At 54.3% G+C, this 21,883-nt stretch carries 23 protein-coding genes and 2 pseudogenes; 17 read left to right on the plus strand and 8 right to left on the minus strand.

The genetic code is table 11. The annotated features are described in order from the left end of the window. The first annotated feature begins 137 nt into the window (after positions 1 to 137). From QE270_RS09470 to QE270_RS09525, 12 genes and pseudogenes are all read left to right on the plus strand, one after another. Positions 138 to 581, plus strand: coding sequence for an OB-fold domain-containing protein (locus QE270_RS09470; protein WP_300038645.1), 444 nt, complete (start codon positions 138 to 140; stop codon positions 579 to 581). Next, positions 578 to 1,771 (plus strand): lipid-transfer protein, encoded by a 1,194-nt coding sequence (locus QE270_RS09475; protein ID WP_300038579.1) that lies wholly within the window; start codon positions 578 to 580, stop codon positions 1,769 to 1,771. Before QE270_RS09470 ends, QE270_RS09475 begins: the two co-directional genes overlap by 4 nt. 132 nt (positions 1,772 to 1,903) lie before the next feature. Beyond that, positions 1,904 to 2,257: pseudogene (locus QE270_RS09480) on the plus strand (helix-turn-helix transcriptional regulator); the annotation flags it as partial. 203 nt (positions 2,258 to 2,460) lie between these two features. Beyond that, the gene (locus QE270_RS09485) at positions 2,461 to 3,600 is read left to right on the plus strand and encodes an acyl-CoA dehydrogenase family protein (protein WP_300038582.1); all 1,140 of its coding nucleotides are present in this window, start codon (positions 2,461 to 2,463) and stop codon (positions 3,598 to 3,600) included. 34 nt (positions 3,601 to 3,634) lie between these two features. Beyond that, complete coding sequence (locus QE270_RS09490; RefSeq protein ID WP_300038585.1) at positions 3,635 to 4,231, plus strand: TetR/AcrR family transcriptional regulator; 597 nt, start codon at positions 3,635 to 3,637, stop codon at positions 4,229 to 4,231. A gap of 79 nt (positions 4,232 to 4,310) precedes the next feature. Continuing rightward, entirely contained in the window at positions 4,311 to 4,784 is a 474-nt protein-coding gene (locus QE270_RS09495; protein WP_300038588.1) for a MaoC/PaaZ C-terminal domain-containing protein, read from the plus strand. A 2-nt stretch (positions 4,785 to 4,786) separates the two neighbouring features. Then, on the plus strand, positions 4,787 to 6,013 hold the full coding sequence (locus QE270_RS09500; RefSeq protein WP_300038591.1) for a thiolase family protein: 1,227 nt from the start codon (positions 4,787 to 4,789) through the stop codon (positions 6,011 to 6,013). A 3-nt stretch (positions 6,014 to 6,016) separates the two neighbouring features. Continuing rightward, the gene (locus QE270_RS09505; RefSeq protein ID WP_300038594.1) at positions 6,017 to 6,421 is read left to right on the plus strand and encodes an OB-fold domain-containing protein; all 405 of its coding nucleotides are present in this window, start codon (positions 6,017 to 6,019) and stop codon (positions 6,419 to 6,421) included. 5 nt (positions 6,422 to 6,426) lie between these two features. Continuing rightward, positions 6,427 to 8,013: an AMP-binding protein gene (locus tag QE270_RS09510; protein WP_300038597.1), complete on the plus strand. Its 1,587-nt coding sequence runs from the start codon at positions 6,427 to 6,429 to the stop codon at positions 8,011 to 8,013. Beyond that, positions 8,010 to 9,176: a thiolase family protein gene (locus QE270_RS09515; RefSeq protein ID WP_300038600.1), complete on the plus strand. Its 1,167-nt coding sequence runs from the start codon at positions 8,010 to 8,012 to the stop codon at positions 9,174 to 9,176. Before QE270_RS09510 ends, QE270_RS09515 begins: the two co-directional genes overlap by 4 nt. Before the next feature lie 13 nt (positions 9,177 to 9,189). After that, a complete protein-coding gene (locus QE270_RS09520) occupies positions 9,190 to 9,993 on the plus strand; it encodes an enoyl-CoA hydratase/isomerase family protein (protein ID WP_300038603.1) in 804 nt (267 codons plus the stop codon). Between the two features lie 251 nt (positions 9,994 to 10,244). Next, positions 10,245 to 10,475, plus strand: a pseudogene (locus QE270_RS09525) (IS3 family transposase); the annotation flags it as partial. Positions 10,476 to 10,624: 149 nt separating this feature from the next. On the opposite strand, the gene QE270_RS09530 reads toward QE270_RS09525, so the two are convergent. The 3 genes from QE270_RS09530 to QE270_RS09540 are packed head-to-tail and all read right to left on the minus strand — an operon-like array spanning position 10,625 to position 12,562. Further along, positions 10,625 to 11,782 carry a CoA transferase gene (locus QE270_RS09530; RefSeq protein WP_300038606.1) on the minus strand — a complete coding sequence of 386 codons (1,158 nt, stop codon included), beginning with the start codon at positions 11,780 to 11,782 and terminating at the stop codon, positions 10,625 to 10,627. A gap of 49 nt (positions 11,783 to 11,831) precedes the next feature. Further along, positions 11,832 to 12,326, minus strand: coding sequence for an enoyl-CoA hydratase-related protein (locus tag QE270_RS09535; protein ID WP_300038609.1), 495 nt, complete (start codon positions 12,324 to 12,326; stop codon positions 11,832 to 11,834). Continuing rightward, positions 12,323 to 12,562, minus strand: a complete 240-nt coding sequence (locus QE270_RS09540) for an acyl-CoA dehydrogenase family protein (protein WP_300038612.1) — start codon at positions 12,560 to 12,562, stop codon at positions 12,323 to 12,325. Before QE270_RS09540 ends, QE270_RS09535 begins: the two co-directional genes overlap by 4 nt. Before the next feature lie 92 nt (positions 12,563 to 12,654). Here QE270_RS09540 and QE270_RS09545 point away from each other — a divergent pair, with 92 nt between their 5' ends. Then, complete coding sequence (locus QE270_RS09545; RefSeq protein WP_300038615.1) at positions 12,655 to 14,310, plus strand: class I adenylate-forming enzyme family protein; 1,656 nt, start codon at positions 12,655 to 12,657, stop codon at positions 14,308 to 14,310. Beyond that, positions 14,307 to 14,597: an antibiotic biosynthesis monooxygenase gene (locus tag QE270_RS09550; protein WP_300038618.1), complete on the plus strand. Its 291-nt coding sequence runs from the start codon at positions 14,307 to 14,309 to the stop codon at positions 14,595 to 14,597. Before QE270_RS09545 ends, QE270_RS09550 begins: the two co-directional genes overlap by 4 nt. Before the next feature lie 4 nt (positions 14,598 to 14,601). Here the strand turns inward: QE270_RS09550 and QE270_RS09555 are convergent, their stop codons facing one another. Genes QE270_RS09555 through QE270_RS09565 form a run of 3 tightly spaced genes read right to left on the minus strand, consistent with a single transcriptional unit; the run spans position 14,602 to position 16,875 of the window. Then, the gene (locus tag QE270_RS09555; RefSeq protein WP_300038620.1) at positions 14,602 to 14,802 is read right to left on the minus strand and encodes a ferredoxin; all 201 of its coding nucleotides are present in this window, start codon (positions 14,800 to 14,802) and stop codon (positions 14,602 to 14,604) included. A gap of 22 nt (positions 14,803 to 14,824) precedes the next feature. After that, positions 14,825 to 15,631: an enoyl-CoA hydratase/isomerase family protein gene (locus tag QE270_RS09560; RefSeq protein WP_300038623.1), complete on the minus strand. Its 807-nt coding sequence runs from the start codon at positions 15,629 to 15,631 to the stop codon at positions 14,825 to 14,827. Beyond that, entirely contained in the window at positions 15,628 to 16,875 is a 1,248-nt protein-coding gene (locus QE270_RS09565) for a cytochrome P450 (RefSeq protein WP_300038625.1), read from the minus strand. The genes QE270_RS09560 and QE270_RS09565 overlap by 4 nt, the downstream gene beginning before the upstream one ends. Positions 16,876 to 17,051: 176 nt before the next feature. On the opposite strand from QE270_RS09565, the gene QE270_RS09570 reads away from it, so the two are divergent. The 3 genes from QE270_RS09570 to QE270_RS09580 all read left to right on the plus strand — a co-directional run bounded on the left by QE270_RS09570 (position 17,052) and on the right by QE270_RS09580 (position 20,488). After that, a complete protein-coding gene (locus QE270_RS09570) occupies positions 17,052 to 18,689 on the plus strand; it encodes an NAD(P)/FAD-dependent oxidoreductase (protein ID WP_300038628.1) in 1,638 nt (545 codons plus the stop codon). 73 nt (positions 18,690 to 18,762) lie between these two features. Beyond that, positions 18,763 to 19,506, plus strand: a complete 744-nt coding sequence (locus QE270_RS09575) for an SDR family oxidoreductase (protein ID WP_300038632.1) — start codon at positions 18,763 to 18,765, stop codon at positions 19,504 to 19,506. 25 nt (positions 19,507 to 19,531) lie between these two features. Then, the gene (locus tag QE270_RS09580) at positions 19,532 to 20,488 is read left to right on the plus strand and encodes an SMP-30/gluconolactonase/LRE family protein (protein WP_300038635.1); all 957 of its coding nucleotides are present in this window, start codon (positions 19,532 to 19,534) and stop codon (positions 20,486 to 20,488) included. Between the two features lie 81 nt (positions 20,489 to 20,569). On the opposite strand, the gene QE270_RS09585 is transcribed toward QE270_RS09580, so the two are convergent. Then, on the minus strand, positions 20,570 to 21,577 hold the full coding sequence (locus QE270_RS09585; RefSeq protein ID WP_300038639.1) for an NAD(P)-dependent alcohol dehydrogenase: 1,008 nt from the start codon (positions 21,575 to 21,577) through the stop codon (positions 20,570 to 20,572). A gap of 11 nt (positions 21,578 to 21,588) precedes the next feature. Beyond that, a partial coding sequence (locus tag QE270_RS09590; RefSeq protein ID WP_300038642.1) for an SDR family oxidoreductase occupies positions 21,589 to 21,883 on the minus strand: 295 nt, incomplete at its 5' end.

A 21,883-nucleotide genomic window follows, 5' to 3' on the forward strand; every position in this document is an offset into this window, starting at 1 on the left:
ACCGTGAGGATCGCGACCCGGGCAACCGATAAATATGAAAAGCGCGGAAGGCGGTATGTTCGGCACGAAGTGAACGTCACTGACGTTGAAAACGGAACGCATTACTTTCGCGAAACGCGGGATATTCTGTCGCTATGATGACGCAACAACACGCGAGCACTCCGATCGTGGAGGGCTTGTTCGAAATTGTCGCGGGAACTCCAAAACTGATCGGTTCGCAGTGCCATGCTTGCAACACGATTTATTTCCCGCAAGCACTAAGTTGCCGGAACCCTAAATGCCGAGACAAATCGGTTGAGCAGACATTCTTGCCTCATTGCGGCACTCTTTATAGCTATACCGTGCAGAGATATCAGCCGCCACCTTTGTTTCGGATGGACCACTGGTCGCCATATGCTTTGGGCCTTGTAGATCTGGGTAAGGGGTTACAAGTAATGGGCATGCTGACTGGCATAAAGTTAGACGAGATAGCCATCGGGATGGCACTCAAACTCGTAGTCGAGCCGCTGTATTCTCATGCCGATATTGGTGAAAAACTGACGTACAAATTTGCGCCAGCGGAAGGGGCAGGTGCAGCATGACAAGGTCAGTTTATGTATTAGGTGCAGGCGCACATCCGTGGGGGAAATGGCCAGACAAGCCGCAGCTTCAACTCGCACATGAAGCCATGAATTTGGCGCTCGCAGATGCGTCATTAGCTTGGCCCGACGTTCAAGGTCTTGTTGCCGCAAGCTCTCGGTTTGAGGGGGGCATGGGCTGGGGTCTGCATGCTAATGAAGTTGTTCAGTCGGTCGCTGAACAAGGTATCCCATGCATTAATGTTGGTGGTGCGTGTGCTGCAGGAGCGGTGGCATTTCAAACAGCTTATGCGTTGATTGCCAGTGGGCAGCATGATGTTGTTGCGGTTTTGGGCGCTGAACGAATGCCTAAAGGCTTTATCCCGCGTCCACCAGGTAGCCCTGATGATATCAGCGATAGTGATTATCTGCGTTGGGTGGCGATGGGGGCAACAAACCCAGCCTACTGGGCTATAGAAGCCAACCGACGTAAATATGATTTTGGCACAAGCGACGAAACCTTAGCTCGGGCTACGGTCATGATGCGGAAAAATGCGAGTGGTAACCGTCTCGCACGCTTTCGCGCAGCCACGAGTGTCGAAGAAGTGCTTGCATCACCGATGGTTGCCGATCCGCTGCATCTTCTAGAAATTTGCCCAGTCAGTGACGGTGCCGCAGCGATCATTTTGGGTACAGAAAAATATATTAGGAAAACTGGGCGCAAGCCAGTGGAGGTTGCGGGCTGCGCAATCGCTACCGGCCAGTTTGGTGACCCAGCAAGTCGTATTCCAACGGTATCGACTAACGTTTTACCTAATGTTTCTCACACCAGTGAGGTTGTAAATGCCGTCAATCACGCATGTGAAATGGCAGGAATTGGACCAGAGGACGTTGATGTATTAGAAATGGCAGACAATACGGTTTGGCACTTGCTATCCTGGCCTGAGCTTTTTGGTTTTTACGAACATGGACAAGGCGACTGGATGCTCGACAATGGTAAGCTTGAAATCGGTGGCCAGTTATCCGTGAACCCTAGTGGCGGCTTTTTGTCTTTTGGCGAAGCAACGACTGCGCAGGCGGTTCTTCAGATATGCGAACTTACGTGGCAACTCCGCGGGGACGCAGAAGGGCACCAAGTCCCTGATGCGACGATAGGTATGTCAGCTGTGTTAGGCCTCGGCGCGAATGGCGGGTCGGTTATTCTGAAAACCTGAGACACGGTATCGAAGAGACTGGTGAAGTTTCCGACGTTGTTCCGTGCTGATTTAGCGCAAACGTATCATTGATCGATTGATCCGCGCCAAACGCGTTTTTCTAAGATTTGCGAAAAATTGATGTTGGAGATGCAGGCGTTCAACCTTAGCAAATGTCCTTGGGTCGAAATGCTGGTAACGCCTGTGCAGACTCCCGCTTTTGCGGGCAGCCAAGCCCCCGTTGCGATCGTCTATATCAGCGGCGACCGGCGCTCACAGGCTGACCGCTGCGAACAATTGGTCGACCTATTTGGGCTGCTGCCAAGCGAAGCGCGGCTGGCCTGGATGCTGGCGCAGGCAACAACTATATCCGAGGCTGCGGATGCGCTGGGTTTGACGGTAGAGACCGCACGCAATTATTCGAAAAAAATCTACGCGAAGACCGGTGCGCGCGGGCACGCCGAACTGGTCCGGATCATCCTGACGAGCGTGCTTGCGATTAGCTAGGAATCAAACGCCGTCCTTGCAGACACATTACGCCGACGGTAACCGCAACTCAGGCGGAAAATCTGCTCGCCTAGTTGATAGGCTTTCCAACTTTCTTCCTCTCATGCATTGACCGAGTGCACCAAACGCGGTAACAAACATTTGTTTATTAGCAAGTCTGCGTCACTCGTGCTGCTAAAACTGATGTAACAGGATGTTCCGCAATGGATTTTAGTTTTACCGAAGAACAACGCATGTGGAAAGACGTTGTGCATAATTTCATGGACAATGAATTTGGCCGTGAGCTTACGTTAAAACATGATCAAAGTCGCGAGTTTCCCGAAGAGCTATATCGCAAGATGGCGAAAGAAGGTTGGCTCGGCCTTTTGATCCCTGAGGATCAGGGTGGTCTTGGAATGGATAAAGATCCGGTCATGTTCGCAATCTTTTGCGAAGCTATTGGTAAGCTCAGTCTCGATACCGCAGCATGCATAATGACGTCGATGTTCACGGCAACAAATGTTGCAAAACATGGAACAGCCGAGCAGCGCAAAAAATATCTTGAGCCCTTTTTGGCCGGTGAAGCAAAATTCGCCATTTCTATCAGTGAGCCCCAGTCCGGCTCGGATGCTGCAGGCGCAAGGTCGACCGCTAAGCACGACGGAGATGAATGGGTAGTTAAAGGGAGTAAGGTCTGGTGCTCTGGCGCACACCACCCCAATACGTGCATTGCTATGATGCTGCGTACAGGTGAAGGGCGTTATGACTTTAGCGTATTGCTCGTTCCGAACGATACGCCGGGATTAGAAATTCAGAAAATGGACACGCTTGTCCGCCGTAGCCTTGGAACAACATCACTATTCATGGATGATCTGCGTTTGTCTGAGGGCGCTTTGTTGGGCGAAGCGGGCAAGGGATGGAAATATATCGGGGAGCATCTTGATTTTGAGCGTCTTTCGATCGCAGCTTCTCAAATCGGCAACGCGCGCACTGCTCTGCACGATACGCTTACTTATTTGAGCGAGAGAGAAGCTTTTGGTAAAAAGCTTGTGCAGTTCCAAGTACTGAAACATCGTTTGGCCGAAGACCAAGCAAGATTGTCAGCAGCTTATTATCTTGTATATGCGGCTGCGTCGGCGATGGCGCGTGGAGCGAATGCAACCAGTCTGGTCTCTCAAGCGAAGCTGATATCGTCTCAAACTCTTTTTGATATTGCTACAAACGGGATGCAGGCACTCGGAGGCTATTCCCAGTTGCCAGAATATCATATGGAGCGTTATTTCCGCGAAGCTAAGCATGGTATGGTTGGGGGCGGAACCAACGAAATACTTAGAAGTATAATCGCGAAATCGATGGGGCTATAAGCGCGCTCGATTTGTCATTGGGGCAGAATTCAATATGGCAGTAACGCAAAAAGTCGACATGGATGGCAAGCCTCGCGTCGTTATAATGAACGTCGCTATGCATCTTTTCGGCAAGCAGGGCTTCAATGGGACCTCGATGCGTGACATTGCAAATGCGGTGGGATTACTACCTGGGAGTCTTTATGCGCACATTGAGAGCAAGGAAGCGTTGCTACTTGAGATCGTGGCAGATGGGATCGGACGTTTCTTGGCTGCCGTCGAGCCGTACGTCGCCTCCTCAGTCAGTCCGTTAGACCGCCTTCGTCAAATGATCATTGCCCATGTTGAGGTCGTCGCCGACAACCCGGAGCGGTCGCAGGTCGTTTTCCATCAGTGGCGCTTTTTGAGCCCTGAATATATACCCGAAGCTATCGAACGAAGAAGGCGATACGAAACCTGCTTTGTCGAAGTGATCGAAGAGGGCGTGAAGGCTGGGCTGATAAGATCCGACTTGAATCACCGAATTGCCGTGCTTTCTATACTTGGGGCGATGAACTGGACCCCGGAATGGTTCTCCCCCGATGGCCGATTAGGCGCAGCTCAAGTCGGCGATTTGATGGCGGATACTTTGCTTGGCGGTATCTTAAGTTAAAACAATTTTTTGGGAGCTCACTTGACACGGGCCGCAATCGAGCATACCAAAAACAAATGATTGTTTTAATGGAGCTGAAATGAGCAGGGCATTCGTCGATCCGGAACCTAAGTGGTTCGAAGATTTCGAACTCGGTGACGTTATGACCACGCGCGGTCGAACCGTCGATATCGGCGATATCACCAGTTTTGCTGGCCTTACTGGAGATCATTATCAACTTCATACCGACGCCGCCTTTATGGAAGGCAACCGGTTTGGCCAGCGCATCGCGCACGGGCCATTAACATTCTCATTAGCTGTCGGGCTTGTGGGCCTTAGCGGTTTTTATGGAGACGCGATTACCGCGCTTATAGAAATTACGGCCCTCAGAGCGACGCAGCCGGTTTTCGCAGGCGACACGTTGCACGTTGTGGCGACGGTTACCAATCATGATGCGAGCGGGCCTAAGTACGGAACACTTGGCGTGACATATTCGGTCCGCAATCAATCAGGAGATGAAGTGATGACTTTCCTGCAAACCATGCTGGCCAAGCGCCGCAAATTGGAAGGCTGAGTATGTCTGAAAAATGGACCCTTAATGTTGCGCCTGCGGCCGATAATGATCCGGTTTTTGTTGGCGTTGGGGAAATCCCCTCGGGAAAATTCCCTGATCGCGGGTTTATCCAGGCGTTGACCAAGGTCGCTGTTCTTGCGCTCAAGGATGCTGGGATGGTTCCTAAGGACATCGACACGATAATGCTGATACCGTGTCTGCACAGCGGTGCCGATCAAGCAGATCTTGTGTTTTCGCGGATGGTGGAAGAACTCGGGATTCATGGTACCTGTAAATCAAGCTATATGGTGCATTCGGGAGGTTCCACTAGCGACAACGCTGTTCGCGCGGCGCACGGCCTGATTGCAGCCGGACATGCCCAGAATATACTTGTGCTCCAATGCGAGCGCTGGGGGTCTGCAGACCTCCAGGAAATGATCACCATGTTGTCTAAAAACGGCATTCCCGGGGAATGGGAGTTGCCAACTGGCATCCAGTTTAACGCCATCGGCGCCATGATTACCCGCAGATATATGCATGCGTCGGGCAGCACACCTGAAGAAATGGCATCGGTTTGCGTTACCCTGCGCAACTGGGCTAATCTCAACGAAAACGCGATGTTCTACACCAAGCCTCTGACGGTGGAGCAGATCTTGGCATCGCGCATGGTTGCGGACCCACTGCATAGTTATGAATGTCCGCCAATGGCAGACGGCGCATGCGCGTTCGTGATGACCAATACAGCCAATGCCAAAAAACGGGGCATTTCGAACGCCGTCCGCGTTGCTGGTTCGGGCGGCTGCGTGAGCCATTACTGCCTAAGCCAAGAAGCTGACCAAGCAGTGCTCGGTTGGCCACTTGCTGCGGAGCGTGCTTGGAACCAATCGGGTTGGGGGCCTGAGGACGCAGACATCGCAGAAATTTACGATAGCTATGCCGCAGTCACCGCAATAGCCTTGGAAGGTATTGGTATTGCAGCAAAAGGCGAGGGTGCAAGATGGTTTGCCGCAGGCCATGGCGATCCCGGAGGTAAGCTTCCAATGAACACAAATGGTGGATTGCTCTCAGCTGGTCACACTGGTGTTGGAGGCGGAACAGCCTTGCTGGTCGAAGGTATCAGGCAATTGCTGCACCGCGCACCAAGCAAACGGCAGGTTGAAAACTGCCAGCGCGCAATTATCGGCGGATCAGGCGGAAGCTACATGGATGCACAAATTCTGCTCCTCGAACGCATCAAATTAGGAGCCTGAGACATGCAAACGCCAAAAATCGTAACCGAATTCCGTGCAGGGCTCTCCGACGGTAAATTGCTTGTCCAGCTATGCAAAGATTGCGGTAAGCCTAATATGTGGCCGCGTTATGCATGTCCGCATTGCCAGTCGGAGAATTTAGATTGGCAACACTCGGGCGGTGTTGGAACGCTGCATAGCTTCTGTGTATTACGCCAAGGCGCACCCGAGGGGTTTGAAGAAGACCTTCCCTATGCAATCGGTGTCGTAAAGCTCGATGAAGGTGTGCAGCTGGCGGTGCGACTTGTTCCCAGCGCGCCGGATGACTGGTCAGAATATCAGTGCGATGACCGCGTCGAATTTGTAGCTGTTTCAGCGGACCAAATCGAAAAGCGCCCTTGCGCTGCATTCAAGCGGATTGCGGACTAAGGCCCGTGAACACCTTCGCGTTTCTGGCTAAATCGGCACGCCACGGGCCAGATACCACAGCACTTCTGCAAGGTGATGAGGTTGTTACCTATCGTGAGTTTCATGACCGCGCTTTGGCGATAGCTGGCAATCTTATTGCCGCAGGTTGTCAGCCTGGTGACCGCGTCGCTTTCTGTCTCGCCAATTCACCGCGCATCATGGAACTGATTTTTGGTTGTTTTGCTGCGGGATTGGTCGTTGTTCCCGTTAATGCTCGGCTTCATGCGCGAGAGATGGCATATATTGTCGGCAACAGCGGTGCCAAGATACTGGTCCACGGCGCCGAGTTTCAGGATGGCATTCAGGCTAACAGCGAATTGTTTGCTGGCGTTACGCGCTACTGCACCGACGCAGTTGATGGTGCGGTTCATTTTTCGGCTCTTGTCTCGGCGGAACATACACTCAAGGCCGCAGTCGACGCTTCACCCGAAGATATCTGCTGGTTGTTCTATACTTCCGGCACAACCGGCAAACCCAAGGGCGCGATTTGGAACCACCGAATGGTTCGGTGTGTGATCATGAACTATCTGGCTGATCTGCATAATATTCAGCCCGGTGAGGTCGTCTTGCATTGCGCACCCATGTCACACGGCAGCGGCATCGTTGCGCTGCCAACTGTTGCGCGCGGCGCGGTTAATGCAATTACAGAAACCGCTAGCTTCGAAATTGACCCTTTGCTGGCAACGATTGAACGCCTTCGTGTTTCGCATATTGCCTTCATGGCCCCCACACAGATCGTCAAACTGTTGGAGGACTTTGAACCCGGAAAATACGACATCTCCAGCCTTCATGCGATTTGCTACGGCGGTGCCCCGATCTACGTGGACCAGTTAAAGCAAGCAATCCAGACATTCGGCCCGATATTTGTGCAGCTTTACGGGCAGGGCGAAGCGCCAATTACGATTACGGGCATGTCTGGCGAGCGGCACCGCGAGTTGCTGGCAAATAACGATCCACGTATAGGTTCTGCAGGCCAGACACGCACCGACGTTGAAGCACATTGTGTCGACGAGAATGATAACCCTTTACCGCCTGGCAAAGCAGGAGAAGTGGTAGCCCGGGGCGACGTTGTAATGCCCGGTTACTGGCAAAATCCTCAAGCAACAGCCGAAGCGCTGCGCGGCGGTTGGCTGCACACGGGCGATATCGGCTATTTTGACGATCAGGGTTATTTGTTCCTACTAGACCGCGCCAAGGACATGGTGATTTCGGGTGGTAACAACGTATACCCGCGTGAAGTAGAAGAGGTCATCATTCTTCACCAAAAAGTCGCCAACTGCGTCGTCTTTGGAATTCCCGACGAGTATTGGGGCGAAGCTGTCCATGCGGTGGTGGTTCTGAAAACTGGTGAAACGATGACGGACAGGGAAGTGATCGATTTCTGCGGTGAGCATATGGCTGGCTACAAAAAACCAAAAGCGGTCGATTTCGTGAGCGAACTCCCAATCAGCGGATATGGTAAGATACTCAGACGCGAGGTGCGCGACGCATATTGGGTTGGTCACTCTAGTCGCATTGGCGGTGGCTCAGGCACAAAGGTTGCAAGCTCATGAGACCGGTTGCAATCGTTGGCGCCGGTATGTCGCAATTTGGCAAGCAAATCGGAAGGGGTCTTAGAAGTCTTTCGCTTGATGCTGTCGATGGTGCGCTGGCATCATCGGGCCTTCGGTTCGACGATATCCAGAGGGTCTACTTCGGAAATGGTATAGCCGGTACCGTCGTTCAGCAGGATATGATCAAGGCTCAGGTAGTATTCCGGAACCATCCGCTTGCGCATGTACCGATGATCAATGTGGAAAATGCTTGTGCGTCAGGCGGCTCTGCATTTCTTTTGGCTGTAGAAGCGGTGGCCAGTGGTTGCGTTGATGCTGCACTCGCAGTGGGTACTGAACAGATGTATCATACGGATAAAACGCGCGCTTTTAACGCGTTGCGGGGTTCTACTGATATCGACGAAATTGGCGAGGTCGAGCCGGGCTCGATGAGCGCTAATTCAATTTTGATGGATTTCTATGCAGGCGTCGCCCAATCCTATCTTGATAAATATGGCGCTTCGGTTGAGGATTTTGCACGCGTAGCCGTTAAGAACCGCGAACATGCCTCACATAATCCTTTGGCCTATTTGAGAACGCCACAAACGATCGAAGAAGTGTTGGAAGCGCGAGTAATTGTCTCGCCGTTGACCTTGCCAATGTGTTCACCGGTTACGGATGGCTCTTCGGCAATCATTGTTTGTTCGCTTGAAAAGGCCAAAGCCTTAAACGCAACAGCTATTTTGGTCCGCGCGTGTATAAATGCCTCCGGTGCTGCCGGCCATCCGGTGGCGACTGCTGTACAGCAAGTTTATGCATATTCGGGGATTAGCCCACAAGACATTGACCTGTTTGAATTGCATGATGCAGCTGCCCCAGCCGAGCTGCTGCAATATCATGAAGTCGGTCTGTGTGAGGTTGGCGGCGGTACACAGCTGATCCGTGATGGCGTTACCAAGCTAGGAGGAAAATTTCCGGTCAATACAAGCGGGGGGCTTTTGAGCCGGGGGCATCCGCTCGGTGCGACAGGTTGCGCACAAATATATGAGTTGGTGCAGCAGCTGCGCGGAATTGCCGGCCCAAGACAGGTTGAAGGTGCGCGCCTTGGGATGGCGATCAATGGCGGTGGCTGGCTTGATGGATCGTATGCGTTAGCCATAGCCACGCTTCTCGAACGGGTGTAGCATAGGCAGACCGATGACATATCAAACAATCATTCTTGATCGTCCTGCGGACGGTGTGGCCATGATCACCCTCAATCGTCCGGAACGCGGCAATGGGGTTGTACCGGAAATGGCGGCAGACTTGATTCACGCGCTTAATACGCTGGACGCTGATCTAACCGTCCGTGTTCTGGTTATCACAGGTGCAGGAAAACAATTTTGTGCGGGCGCTGATTTGGTTGAATTCAAGCGCTACTTGGAAAACGACCATGCAGCGGCGCAAGAGCCATATAATGCCCGTGTCCTATTTCCAGTTACACAGAAGGTTGTTGCTTGCCGCTTGCCTGTGATTGCAGCAATTAACGGCGGTGCCACTGCGGGTGGATTGGATTTCGCGCTTGCTTGCGATATCCGGATCGCGTCAACGGTGGCGAAAATGGGTGAGACCTATATCAAGCTGGGCCTAGCACCAGGCAATGGGGGAACATATTTCCTGCCCCGCTTGGTCGGCAGCGGGATGGCAGCCGAGATGGCGTTGACGGGTGACATTGTCGGTGCGCAACGCGCGCTCGAAATTGGATTGGTCAATCAGATCGTTGAACCAGATGCGCTGATTGCGACCGCCGTTGCACTTGCAGCACGCATTGCTGAACGCCCTCGCCTTGCGATTGAGGCAACCAAGCAGCAATTACGGCAAAGTTGGCATATGGATCTGCAAACGTCGATGAATGCAAGTTTTTGGGCTGTTGCAGCGCTGACCTATAGCGACGATTTGCGCGAAGGTGTAAACGCTGGCTTAGAAAAGCGGCTACCTGAATATAATCGTCCAAAGTCATGAACTGGTTTTGCAGGTCGTTGTTTAACTAGGTGTAGTCTTTTCGCTTTTAGCGGGTCTCAGACCAGGATCTAGAAATATCCGATCTTGGTCTTCATATGCCAAAGGCGCCGGGTGTTATTGACCCCGAGCCCTTTCGTGCAAGGGCAACAGGTGAGGCCAAACACTCCGGCCAACCCAAGGTCTCTGCCGAGCGTGTCTTGAGGGATATTATGCGGGCAACTCGGCGGCATTTTTCTGCTGAAGACAAGATCAGGATCTTACTAGAAGGCCTATGCGGCGATCTCGAACGGCAGATCAAAGCGTTCGTCGAACACTACAACCACCAGCGCTATCACGAGGGCCTGAAAAACGTCATGCCTGCGGATGCATATTTCGGCAGAGTAAAGGCCATCATCCAACAACGTGAAAGGATCAAACGAAACCATATAGAATATCGGCGCTTGCAACACCGCAAGATCGCCGCCCGATATCAACCCAACTGATGCGACTAATGCTCCGCTAGTTTATGCAGCCATCAGTGCCAAATTTTCTGACGAAACACAGCTCCAACAGATGGAAAGAATGACACTTAAACACGGCTACTCAAGCCATGGAGTCCACCTCAATTCGGCACCGCCATAGATCGGCCGCCTCAGCCCCGTGTGTTGCCAACAAGCGTGCTTATCTCAGCTTCTGAATAGCCAAGCCTGCCAAGTATCTCGCGCGAATGCTCGCCCAATGTGGGGGGAGGCTTGCGCAAACCGTCGGAGTCGGGGTCGATTGGCAACCGCACTTGCATTTCTTTGAGCAAACACCGCTCGGCCACGACGGGCAAGGCGAGCGCATCTGCCAGATCATTAACGCGGCCGCAGGAAATTCCTGCGCTACCCAGATGAGCGCGCCAATGTTCAACCGTCTGCAGATTGATAACCGCTGCAATAGCCAGATCAAGCGGCTCGCGGTGCTGGAGCCGGTCCGCCATCGTCCGGAAGCGAACATCCTCAATCAGCGTATCAAGCCCTAGCGCTTTACACAGGCGCGGGAACTGCTGTTCACTCGCGGTGGCAATGAGCAACTCTCCGTCCGATGCTTTGAACACACCGTAAGGCGCTGCACTGGGCGCGCCTGATCCAAGCTTCTCTGGCGGCTGACCCGTCGCTAGCATGCTCAGCAGTTGGTGGTTCATCATCGTGAAGGCGCTGTCGATCAAGCTGGGGCGGATATGTTCTGCCTCGCCGCTGGTATTCCGGCGCAAGATGGCGGCGAGGAGACCCATCGCTGTCCACATCCCGGTCGACAGATCGAGTATCGACGGTGCGACTCGGATGGTTGGGGTATCTGGTGATCCATTAAAGCTCATCATCCCGCTCACCGCCTGCACCAAGGCATCATAGCCGGGCATGGTTTTGCCAATAGGACCGTCGCCAAAGGCCGAGATTGAAGCCATCAGGATGCGAGGATTACAGGCCCTGAGCGCGCCAAAGGTGATGCCGAGTTTTTCGCCTAAGCCCGGCGGGAAGCTCTCGATTATCACATCCGCGGTTTCAATCAGGCGGAAGAGCGCGGCCTTGCCTTCGAGCGATTTGATGTCCAGCAAAAGGCTCCGTTTGTTGCGGTTCACAGACAGAAAAACCGTTGCTTCCCCCTCCCACCGGGGTGGCAGAGCGCGCGTGTCATCGCCGTGCGGCGGGCGCTCAATCTTGATCACTTCTGCGCCCATATCTCCAAGGATCATCGCGGCGAAGGGCCCGGCAATGTTAGTGCTGAGGTCCAACACCTTGAGACCGGGAAGGGTTTGGCCGAACGTCATGCGGCCCGCAGCCGTTCTGGTTCCCACAGATGGACGACCGCGTCGATGATCACTCCTTGTCGCCCTTATTATAAACTGGCTCGCGCTTCTCCAGCGCTGCAGCCAAACCTTCGCGCAGATCGTTGATATAGGCAAGCGCGGCGACTGCCCAACAACTGGCATTCATTGATCCGGCCAGGTCCATATGCCAGCTTTGGGGCAGACGCTGCTTAGTTGCCTCTATCGGCAGCCGGGGCCGCTCTGCGATCCGCGCCGCCAGCGCTAAAGCTTCTGCAATCAGCGCGTCAGGTTTGGCGATGCTGTTGACCAGACCAATTGAGAGCGCTCGCTCCGCATCGACCAGATCGCCCGTCAGCGCCAGATCTGCTGACAAGCCGCTGCCGACCAATCGCGGTAAGAAGTATGTACCGCTATTGCTGGGGTTAAGGCCAAGCTTTACATAGGTCTCGCCCATTTTGGCTTTGGTGGGGGCAATGCGGCCGTCGCACGCGAGTGCTAGATCAGCCCCCCCCGCAGTCGCCCCGCCATTGATCGCGGCGATCACAGGCAGGCGACACGGCACCAAACGCTTGGTGACAGGCCAAGGCACCCTAGCATTATACGGCTCTTGTTCACGAGCATGCCGAGCCAGTCGAGATCAGCCATCTTCTGAGAGACATCGTCGGAAAATTCGCGCGACAAATCATGTTGGAGCCGATAATCTTGTTTGCCCTTCCGGGCCATGAAATCCTGAACGGTGTCGTTCCACATCCGCTGCTCATCATTAAGGCGGAAATCCATCTGCGGTCGTCCTCTTCCAAGTTTGCTAATAAACAAATATTTGTTATGATCATTATGCTGTGTAGTCAATCGCACAGAGACGGGAGGAAAAGATGGCTCCGCAAAATCGCCGTAATCTGCTTGAGGCCCGTTACCCTAAATGGGAGGTGTTGACCATTTCCAGCAGGCTGGACCGTGCGGCTGAGTGTTGGGCAGATCGACCCCTGATCATCACTGATGCACGCACATGGCATTATGGTGAGGTGCAGGCCTGGTCGCGACAGATCGCCTCAGGCCTTATCGCTCACGGCCTTAAGGCTGGCGAACATGTCGCCCTCGATATGGCCAACTATCCTGAATTCACTGCGATCAAGTTCGCCATCGCACGCGCTGGTGCGGTCTGCATTCCGGTCAATTTCCTATTGCGCGGGCAAGAACTTGCCTATGTGCTAGATCAGTCTGATGCGGCGATGCTGATCACGATGGAGAAATTCCGTGGGCACGATTATCTTGCAGACTTGAACCAAATCAGGCCGGCACTGCCCAAAATTCGTCATGTCTTTTCGCTTGCGGGAATCGACGCCCTGATTGCCAGTGCCACACCAGACAGCGATGCGGAGCTCAGCGCACGGGAGGCGGCGGCAGATGGCACAGCACTAAGTGATATCCTCTATACTTCGGGGACGACCGGGCGTTCCAAGGGCGTGATGCTGACCCATGACATGGTTCTCCGCGCGGCCTTTTCGTCGGTGATTGCGGGCGCGTTCGAAGAGAACCGGCGGATGCTTTTTGCCATGCCTATGTATCATGTCTTTGGTTATGCCGAGTGCCTCCTCGCGGTGCTTTTCGTCGGCGGTGCGATCATCCCGCACCTTGTTTTCGATGCGGCAGAGATGCTGAATGCAGCGGAGCGCCATCGCGCGACTGAGCTGATCGCTGTGCCGATAATGACATCGAAATTGATCGAAACTGCGCGCGTGCGCGGTTTCGATTCAAGCCATCTAAAGGTCATGTTCAACAGCGGCGGAGTTAATCCACCGGGGATATGGAACGATATCCGCGAAGTCCTTCATCCGCAAGAAATGCGGATGGGCTATGGCATGACTGAGACATCAGCGTCGGCGACATCAAATGTGGTCGAGGATGATGACGTAAAGCTGCTGACCACGCATGGCCGTTTTAAACCCTCAAGCGTAGCAGGCGATCCTACGTTGGGCGGGCGCGTTGCGGTTTATAAAACGATTGACCCTGAAACGCTCGCCGACCTGCCCCCTGATATGGAGGGCGAGCTTGTTGTGACCGGCCCCATCGTCACGCGCGGTTATTACAAAAAGCCGGAGGAAACAGCGGCCGCCTTTACTGCGGATGGCTGGCTTCGGACGGGCGACCTCGGACGGGTTAGCGTAGATGACTATGTGACACTAACCGGGCGAATCAAGGAAACCTATCGTTGCAATGGCGAAATGGTGATGCCGCGCGAAATTGAGATGTTGTTCGACGATCATCCACAGATTGAGCAAGCTTTGGTCGTCGGCGTGCCGGATCCACGAGCGGGTGAAACCGGCTGCCTTTGCATTGTACAGCGCGGGATTGATCGTCCCGATGCCGACGCGCTTCTCGCGACATGCTCTGCAAAGCTCGCACGGTTTAAGGTGCCCCGCCATGTGCTGTATTTTGCAGCTAGCGATATTCCCCTGACTGTCACAGGTCGCCCGCAGAAATTCAAACTCGCAAAGCTTGCTATTGAGCGCATCCAAGGAGAGACATGATGTTCATCGAACGTGCTGAAGTGCCCGTGAAAGAAGGCATGGAAGAAGCCTTTGCTGCTGCAATGGCCGCACGGGGAACGGCAATCCTCGCTTCAGCTCCCGGCTGCGCATCTGTTCGTGTCGGACGCGGAGTGGAAAATCCCGGCAAGTTCATCCTGCTATTGGAATGGGATTCGGTCGCGTCGCACGTTGCGCTAACCAAGACCCCTGCATTTGAGGAATTCAAGGCACTTGTCGGGCCATTCTTCGCTGGGGCAGCGAACATGGAGCATTTTGAAATGGCGTGAAATGCTATTCCGCGACCAAAGTAATAGCCCGCTCCGGGCAGGATTTCATCCCGCGTTTGGCATTTTCCTCTTCGCCTGCAGGCACATCGATTTCGTTACCGCGATCGGCGTTGTAACCGTCGTCGTCGAGAATGAAGACGTTGGGGGCATATTTGGCGCAGCGGCCGTGACCGGTGCAATGTTCACCGTCGATTTTAACACGCATCCTATATTCTCCTTGTCGGCGCTTATTGCGCGTCTTTCATACGGCCTTCGGTGGGCAAAGCATCGGTCGCTGCCAAAGCTTCAAGTCCTAGGCCAAGGCTCAGCCCTTCGTGCATCAAGCGCTTGTAACGCTGGGTGAGCGCAACGCGGGTATAGCGCCGTGTCAAGATCGGCTTGGCTGCGATCATATTCGCGATCTCCATCGTCCGGGCTTTCAATTGGTCCGCGGTGACGACTTCGTTGACCACCCCCCAATCGAGTGCCTTTGCCGCGTCGATCTCTTGCCCCATGATCAGGAAATATCGACCCCGATTTGGCCCGAGCAGGTGCGGCCAAACTACATGTGCCCCGTCACCAGGAACAATCCCGGACATGAAATGGGGCGCATCTTGAAACAACGCAGTATCGCTGGCGATCACAATGTCAGACATCACCGGGATTTCCGGATGGATGCGTGCAGGGCCGTTGATAGCGCTAATCACGGGCACTTCTATGTCGAGCAGGTTGTTAAGCAACCGCCGTCCATCATAGAAGGTTAGATCCCATTCGCCAGCAGTACTAAGCTTGAAGCTGCCTGCATTGATATCGGCGCACCAGTTCGCGCCCGTGCCAGTCATCACCACGACCTTGTTCTCGCGATCTGCGCCGACATCGGTGAAGCAATAGCCGAGCTCTTCATGCGCAAGCGCGCTCCACACCAGTGGCCCACCATCGGTATGGAACCTCATCACGAGCACGCCCTCATCGGTGCGGTATAGCTCGATATTCTCATACCGATCCTTATACTGCTCTAGGCGCGGGGCCGGACCATGGTGTACCTTGGCGCTCATTTCGGCCACACCAGTTGAAGTTCACGCATTGAGCGCAGAAAGCCGGTGACATAGACCGGCGCAGTACCTTCCCGCAGTGAGAATTCGGGGATGCGCCGGAGCCATTCTTCTATCGTTGTAGTCAGTTCGAGCCGGGCGAGGTTCGAGCCAATACACCGGTGTGGACCAACGCCAAAGGTCGAATGAAGGATTGTCTCGCGCTTGATATCAATCTTTTCAGGCTCTTCCATCGCACGCGGATCACGCGAGGCTGCACCCCAGGTGAGCATGACGAAATCACCCTCCTTCATTTCGGTGCCCGCCACTTCCACGTCTCGGGTGCAGGTACGACCAAGTGCGATCACCGGCGGGAAAACGCGGCTGAATTCCTCGACCGCGTTCTCGATGAGCGAAGGATCATCAATTAGTTGCTGGCGCACCTCAGGATGCATCGCAAGATAATGAATGGCAGAGGACATAACGAAGGTGGTTGTCGCAATGCCGCCAAAGGTCAGATCAACGAGAATGCTTACTTTATGATCCCAGGGTGCTTCGGTGCCATCATCATAAATGACGCCTTCAAGGATGGTGTCGATTACGTCGCCGCGTTTTGGTTGGGTCGCGCGCCATTTAAGATGCGTGTCGAGATAGGTAAACACGCGCGCCATGTGAGAAGGGCGTTCTTCTGCGGGCAGCGCAAACGTGCCTTGTTCCACGCCTTCAACGAGCATAGCAAGATCGTCGATCGGCACACCGAGCACATTCTTGAAAAAGGCCCAACCAGGCAGGAGTGCACCGAACTCGCTTATAAACTCGCATTCACCCTTTTCTATGAAGGTATCGATTAAGACATTGCAATCTTGGCGGATGACGTCCTCATAGGTGGCGATAACCTTAGGGCTCATGTGGGGATTGAGCTTGTGCCGCCAGTTGGTGTGCATCGGCGGGTCAGACTCTTCGGGCATCAGATATGGCAGGCCCTCTGGCCGATTGGGCATATAGCCCTTGGCGCTGCTGAATGTCCGCCAATCCTGTGCGACGCGCCGCACTTGTTCATTGGTGTTGACCAAGTGATAACCGGTACCGACCTTGCTGAAAGAGATCGGGCATTTATTGACCATGAAGGTGAGCACTTCGTCAAATCTGTCGTTAAACATTGGATCATCAAGGTCAAAGTCGCGCGCTATGTCCCGCCCGAACCGAGCTTTCAATACTTCCGGGGCGACCTCGGGATCAGCCTCCATATCGGCACGGGTCTCATTCATGGCAGCACATCCCCTTTTACTTGAGTTGACAAAAACAATCATTTGTTTAAACGATCTTGAGATGGTACGTCAAGAGACAATGAGACCATGAAGCCATACGTCAAGAGACAAAGTGACACGAGCGGCGAATTAAGATAGCGCTGACCTGCCGTGTCGGATAAGCAACAGGAGCCTTAATGACAACCGAACTTGATTTTGACGCCGTTGTGATTGGTGCCGGACTGACGGGGCTCTACCAAGCCTATCGGCTCCGCGAGATGGGTTATCGGGTGCTTGGCGTCGAAGCCGCGGAAGATATCGGTGGTGTTTGGCATCACAATCGCTACCCGGGCTGCCGCATTGACTCCGAAAGTGAAGTCTACGGCTACTTTTGGAACGAACAACTTATGCAGGAGTGGAACTGGTCCGAGCGGTTCGCTGCCCAGCCTGAAGTTCTCCGCTACATACACCGTGCAGCCGAGATCATGGATATCCGAAAGGACTTCATCTTCAACGCCAAAGTGCACAAGGCGACTTTTGACGATGCATCAAATGCATGGACGCTTGAGTTCCAGCAGGGGCACCGAGCGCCAGTGACTACACGCTTTGTTTTCTCGGCACTGGGGCCTTTGTCTGCAACGCAGATGCCACGTATTCCTGGCATCAACACCTTTAAAGGCGAAAGCTACCACACAGCTGCATGGCCGCGAGACCCAATTGGTTTGGGGCCTGCCAAGCTTGACTTTTCCAACAAGCGCGTCGCAGTGATCGGCACAGGTTCGACTGGCGTTCAGTTAATCCAGGAAATGGCCAAGGTGGCCAAGCATCTCACGGTATTTCTGCTCGAACCGAATTGGTGCACGCCCTTGGGCAATGGGCCGATGACGCAGGAGCGGATGGATTATATCAAGTCTCACTACAACGAATTCACTGCCAAATGTGACGCATCGATCGCAGGCTTTCCGCATGAATTTGATCCTCGAAACCTTTTCGACGTTCCCAAAGAGGAACGCGACGCAAAATTGGAGGAATTGTACAAGGGGCCTGGCTTCTCACTTTGGCTAGGTACTTTTCAGGATGGGCTTTCAGACCCTGAAGCAAACCAATATCTCTCAGACTTCGTTGCAAACAAAATTCGTCAGCGTGTGAAAGATCAACATATCGCTGAGTTGCTGATCCCCAAAGACCACGGTTTCGGAACCCGCCGCGTACCTTTGGAGACCAACTATTATGAGGTCTACAATCAGGACAATGTGACGGTCGTCGATTTAAACACAACACCCATCACACGGATCACGCCCGACGGCATCCAGACCACTGACTCTTTGCACGAGCTTGATGCCATTCTCTATGCGACGGGCTTTGATGCAGTAAAAGGCGCATGGAACCGTATCGACATACGCGGCACTGGAGGCGTTGCACTTAAGGACGAATGGGCGAAGGGCATCAAAACCTACATGGGCATGCAGTGTCCCGGATTTCCAAATTTCTTCATGTTGGTGGGCCCACATAGTGGGGCAACCTTCTGCAACATTCCGAGATGTTCAGCTCTCGCCGTGGATTGGTTAAGTGACATGATAGCTGAGGCGAAAAATGGCGGCGTTCAGCGCATCGAACCGGAAATCGCCGCCGCTGAGAGTTACAGCGAGTATTGCGCCAAATTGATGGGCAAGATGCTATTAGGGCAGACAAATTCCTGGTTCACCGGAATCAACAAAAACATTGAGGGCCGCGACAAACGCGAAGCGCTGTTGTTCGTCGGCGGCAACCCTAAGTTTCGGGAATATTGTGACGATGTGCGAGAAAACGGCTATAAGGGCTACATCATGACATGATCGCGCTCTGTCCTGCCCTCTCGGCGAGGCAAATAATGTGCGTGTGCTGCTTTAATTCAAAGGAAGAAAAAGGATGGCTCTACTTTCGGGCAAAACGGCGATCATTACGGGCGGTGCGCGGGGCTTGGGTTCGGCGATCGCAACTGCCATGGCAGCCGAAGGCGCGCACGCGGTCGTGGTAGATCGAAACAGTGAAGCAGCATCTGAGCTTGTTGCGCAAATCAAAGCGTCTGGTGGATCGGCCACGTCCGAGATCCTGGACATCGGTGATCGCGAAGCCGTCAAGGCATTCGGCGAGCGCATGATGGCTCAGTTTGAGCGGATCGATGTTCTTGTGAATAACGCGGGCATTGCACCCCGCATCCGCCCGCAAGATCCCGACCAGATGCAAAAGTGGGATCAGGTGGTTAGCATAAACCTGACCGCGCAGTGGGACATCACCGTCGCTCTCCTGCCTGGCTTGAAGCACCCCGGTGCGAGCGTGATCTTCCTCTCTTCGATCGCCGGCTTCTCTGCGCCGAGATCAAGCGCAGCTTACGGTGCAACGAAGGCGGCGATCCGCTCTCTGGTGCAATATTTTGCGCGGGACCTTGGGCCGACCGGTGGCCGCGCCAACGGACTGGCACCTGGCCGGATGAAAAGCGACCTCATGACCGTGACAGGTGAAGCAGGCGACAAGTTTATTCAGCGTCTGCCGCTCGGGCGCGTTGGCGAGACTGAGGAGATCGTTGGCCCCGCCGTCTTTCTCGCCTCCAACATGTCCTCATATGTGACAGGTGTGACGATTCCCGTCGACGGCGGCTATCTGGCGCTGTGATGAACCGAAATCTGAGCGCGCATCCATGACTAAGATAGAGCCATTTTCAATTGCCGACCTGTCGGAGATCGGAAGCGGTTTGAACCGGCCGGAATGCGTATTGGCCGCGCCAGATGGATCGCTCTACACAGGCGACTGGACGCTTGGCATTGCCCGGATTGCGCCAAACGGAACTACCGGTCCGGCAGTCGAGGTGGATTTAATCGCGCAAGGCTTCCGACCCAATGGCATCGCCCTCTTGCCTGACGGCGATTTTCTGATCACGAATATGGCGCGTGCAGGCGGCGTCTGGCGAGTTAGTCCGCGCGGGCACGTTAGTCCTTTTGCGACTGAAGTTGCGGGTCAACCAATTCCGCCGACAAACTTTGTGCTTGTTGACGGCGAGCGAACCTGGATCACGATCAGCTCGACCGAGCGCAAGCATGAAAATTTCACCTCTGCTGCAAACACGGGCAAAATATTGCTGTTGAAGGACGGCCATTTATCCGTTGCAGCAGATGGACTGAACTGGACCAACGAAGTGCGTGTCTCACCTGGGGGCGAGTATCTCTTCGTCAATGAAACTTTCGCCTGCCGCACCACCAGATATGACATTGCGTTGGACGGCACGTTGAGCAGTCCAGTTCAGCTTAGCTTCCCGCAAGACATTTATCCCGATGGCATGGCTTTCGATTCGGAAGGGGGTCTATGGATTACCTGCGTGATCTCGAACCGCCTGATCCGAGTTGCTCCAGATCTGACTTGGGCCATCTTGCTGGAAGATCCTGATCCGGCACTGGCCGACATCGCGTCATCCTATGCCAAAGGGAAGCTGACTTGGGATCAAATCTCCCGGAGCCGGGGATCCCAGCTTGCAAACCTGTCCAGCATCGCTTTCGGCGGGCCAGATTTGAAATCAGTCTATCTGGGAGGCTTGGGACATGACAGCGTGCGGGTTTTACGCTCGCCGGTGCCGGGCGCGCCAATGTGCCATTGGGAATAGACCGATTGGCGGTCTTCCAAGCCCGTGGGTGCGCTGTAAACCCTCAGTCGCCCAAAGGTCGCTTCTCCAAATGCGATTGTGTCAGGCGATTGATAACACCAGCTTACCAAAATGATTGCCCGCGCCAAGCTCGCCCAATGCTTCGGGCAACTGGTCAAAGGCGAAAAGTTTATCGACCACCGGCCTGACCTTCGAATGTGAAAGTGAGCGGTTCATCGCGGCGAACATCTCGCGTGAGCCGACTTCCTTGCCGCGCAGCGTGACGCCGCTTAGCAGGATGTGAACAGGATCAATCTCGCCGGGCGCGATTAGGCCGATAATGTGGATCCAGCCGCCGCGCTTAGTGCTCTTGATTGAGCGCAGCAGGGTCGCGCCACCGCCATTTTCAATGACATGGTCAACGCCGCGACCACCGGTAATCTCGCGCACCGCGACATCCCAATCAGACGTCGTGACGTAGTTGATGACATGATCTGCGCCGAGTGCTTTGGCGCGCGCCAGCTTTTCGTCGCTTGAGGAGGTGACGATCACTTCAGCGCCTGCCGCATGCGCCATTTGCAACGCGTGGATCGAAACGCCTCCAGTTCCGAGCGTTAAAAGGGTGTCTCCGGCTGCGAGCGGACACGGACCGTGAAGGCTATTCCAAACGGTGAGGCCTGCGCAGGGCAAAGTCGCCGCCTCTTCATAACTCAAATGATCGGGGAATTTGAGAACGCCCATCTCGTCAAACGTGCGATACTCAGCCGCGACGCCGTCAATACAGCCGCCGAGCGACCAGGCCGTATCACTGTCCTGCATCTCGCCCGCCATCCAGCTCTGGCAGTAAAGCGGTGTCACCCGGTCACCAAGCTTGAGTGTCGTGACGCGGCTACCAACTTCGACCACTTCACCAGCACCATCGGACAGCGGAATGATCACCTCCTGCTGAACGCGCGGGAACTGCCCCGTCACGACCAAGAGATCACGAAAGTTGAGCGAAGCCGCGTGCATCTTTATCAGCACCTGCCCCGGCTCAACGCTCGGCATGGGAAGATCGACGATTTGCAGCGCTGCAATTGGCTCGCCCATACGGTACTGATAGGCTTTCATTGCGGATGTTTTCAGCAGGCTGTCATGCCGCCATCGATGACATGCTCCATGCCGGTAATGAACGATGATTCGTCAGAAGCGAGGAACAGAACCAGCTGGGACACTTCGCTCGGCTTGGCCATTCGCTTCAGCGGAATCTCATCCCCCGCGCCGCCGCCATTTTCATCAGTCGCCGCGACCATCATCGGGGTCAGGATATAACCGGGGTGAACCGAATTGCAGCGCACATTTTTGGGTCCATATTCAAACGCGACTTGCTTTGTCATCCCTCGAACTGCAAACTTGCTGCCGACATAAGCTAGGTTG

This window comes from Sphingorhabdus sp. (genome assembly GCF_029865925.1).
Classification (GTDB): domain Bacteria; phylum Pseudomonadota; class Alphaproteobacteria; order Sphingomonadales; family Sphingomonadaceae; genus Sphingorhabdus_B.

What these genes read in the sequence shown, in the direction of transcription:
- QE270_RS09470 (WP_300038645.1), top strand. Translation starts at nt 138, where the DNA reads ATGACGCAACAACACGCGAGCACTCCGATCGTGGAGGGCTTGTTCGAA.
- QE270_RS09475 (WP_300038579.1), top strand. Translation starts at nt 578, where the DNA reads ATGACAAGGTCAGTTTATGTATTAGGTGCAGGCGCACATCCGTGGGGG.
- QE270_RS09485 (WP_300038582.1), top strand. Translation starts at nt 2,461, where the DNA reads ATGGATTTTAGTTTTACCGAAGAACAACGCATGTGGAAAGACGTTGTG.
- QE270_RS09490 (WP_300038585.1), top strand. Translation starts at nt 3,635, where the DNA reads ATGGCAGTAACGCAAAAAGTCGACATGGATGGCAAGCCTCGCGTCGTT.
- QE270_RS09495 (WP_300038588.1), top strand. Translation starts at nt 4,311, where the DNA reads ATGAGCAGGGCATTCGTCGATCCGGAACCTAAGTGGTTCGAAGATTTC.
- QE270_RS09500 (WP_300038591.1), top strand. Translation starts at nt 4,787, where the DNA reads ATGTCTGAAAAATGGACCCTTAATGTTGCGCCTGCGGCCGATAATGAT.
- QE270_RS09505 (WP_300038594.1), top strand. Translation starts at nt 6,017, where the DNA reads ATGCAAACGCCAAAAATCGTAACCGAATTCCGTGCAGGGCTCTCCGAC.
- QE270_RS09515 (WP_300038600.1), top strand. Translation starts at nt 8,010, where the DNA reads ATGAGACCGGTTGCAATCGTTGGCGCCGGTATGTCGCAATTTGGCAAG.
- QE270_RS09520 (WP_300038603.1), top strand. Translation starts at nt 9,190, where the DNA reads ATGACATATCAAACAATCATTCTTGATCGTCCTGCGGACGGTGTGGCC.
- QE270_RS09530 (WP_300038606.1), bottom strand. Translation starts at nt 11,782, where the DNA reads ATGACGTTCGGCCAAACCCTTCCCGGTCTCAAGGTGTTGGACCTCAGC.
- QE270_RS09540 (WP_300038612.1), bottom strand. Translation starts at nt 12,562, where the DNA reads ATGGATTTCCGCCTTAATGATGAGCAGCGGATGTGGAACGACACCGTT.
- QE270_RS09545 (WP_300038615.1), top strand. Translation starts at nt 12,655, where the DNA reads ATGGCTCCGCAAAATCGCCGTAATCTGCTTGAGGCCCGTTACCCTAAA.
- QE270_RS09550 (WP_300038618.1), top strand. Translation starts at nt 14,307, where the DNA reads ATGATGTTCATCGAACGTGCTGAAGTGCCCGTGAAAGAAGGCATGGAA.
- QE270_RS09555 (WP_300038620.1), bottom strand. Translation starts at nt 14,802, where the DNA reads ATGCGTGTTAAAATCGACGGTGAACATTGCACCGGTCACGGCCGCTGC.
- QE270_RS09560 (WP_300038623.1), bottom strand. Translation starts at nt 15,631, where the DNA reads ATGAGCGCCAAGGTACACCATGGTCCGGCCCCGCGCCTAGAGCAGTAT.
- QE270_RS09565 (WP_300038625.1), bottom strand. Translation starts at nt 16,875, where the DNA reads ATGAATGAGACCCGTGCCGATATGGAGGCTGATCCCGAGGTCGCCCCG.
- QE270_RS09570 (WP_300038628.1), top strand. Translation starts at nt 17,052, where the DNA reads ATGACAACCGAACTTGATTTTGACGCCGTTGTGATTGGTGCCGGACTG.
- QE270_RS09575 (WP_300038632.1), top strand. Translation starts at nt 18,763, where the DNA reads ATGGCTCTACTTTCGGGCAAAACGGCGATCATTACGGGCGGTGCGCGG.
- QE270_RS09580 (WP_300038635.1), top strand. Translation starts at nt 19,532, where the DNA reads ATGACTAAGATAGAGCCATTTTCAATTGCCGACCTGTCGGAGATCGGA.
- QE270_RS09585 (WP_300038639.1), bottom strand. Translation starts at nt 21,577, where the DNA reads ATGAAAGCCTATCAGTACCGTATGGGCGAGCCAATTGCAGCGCTGCAA.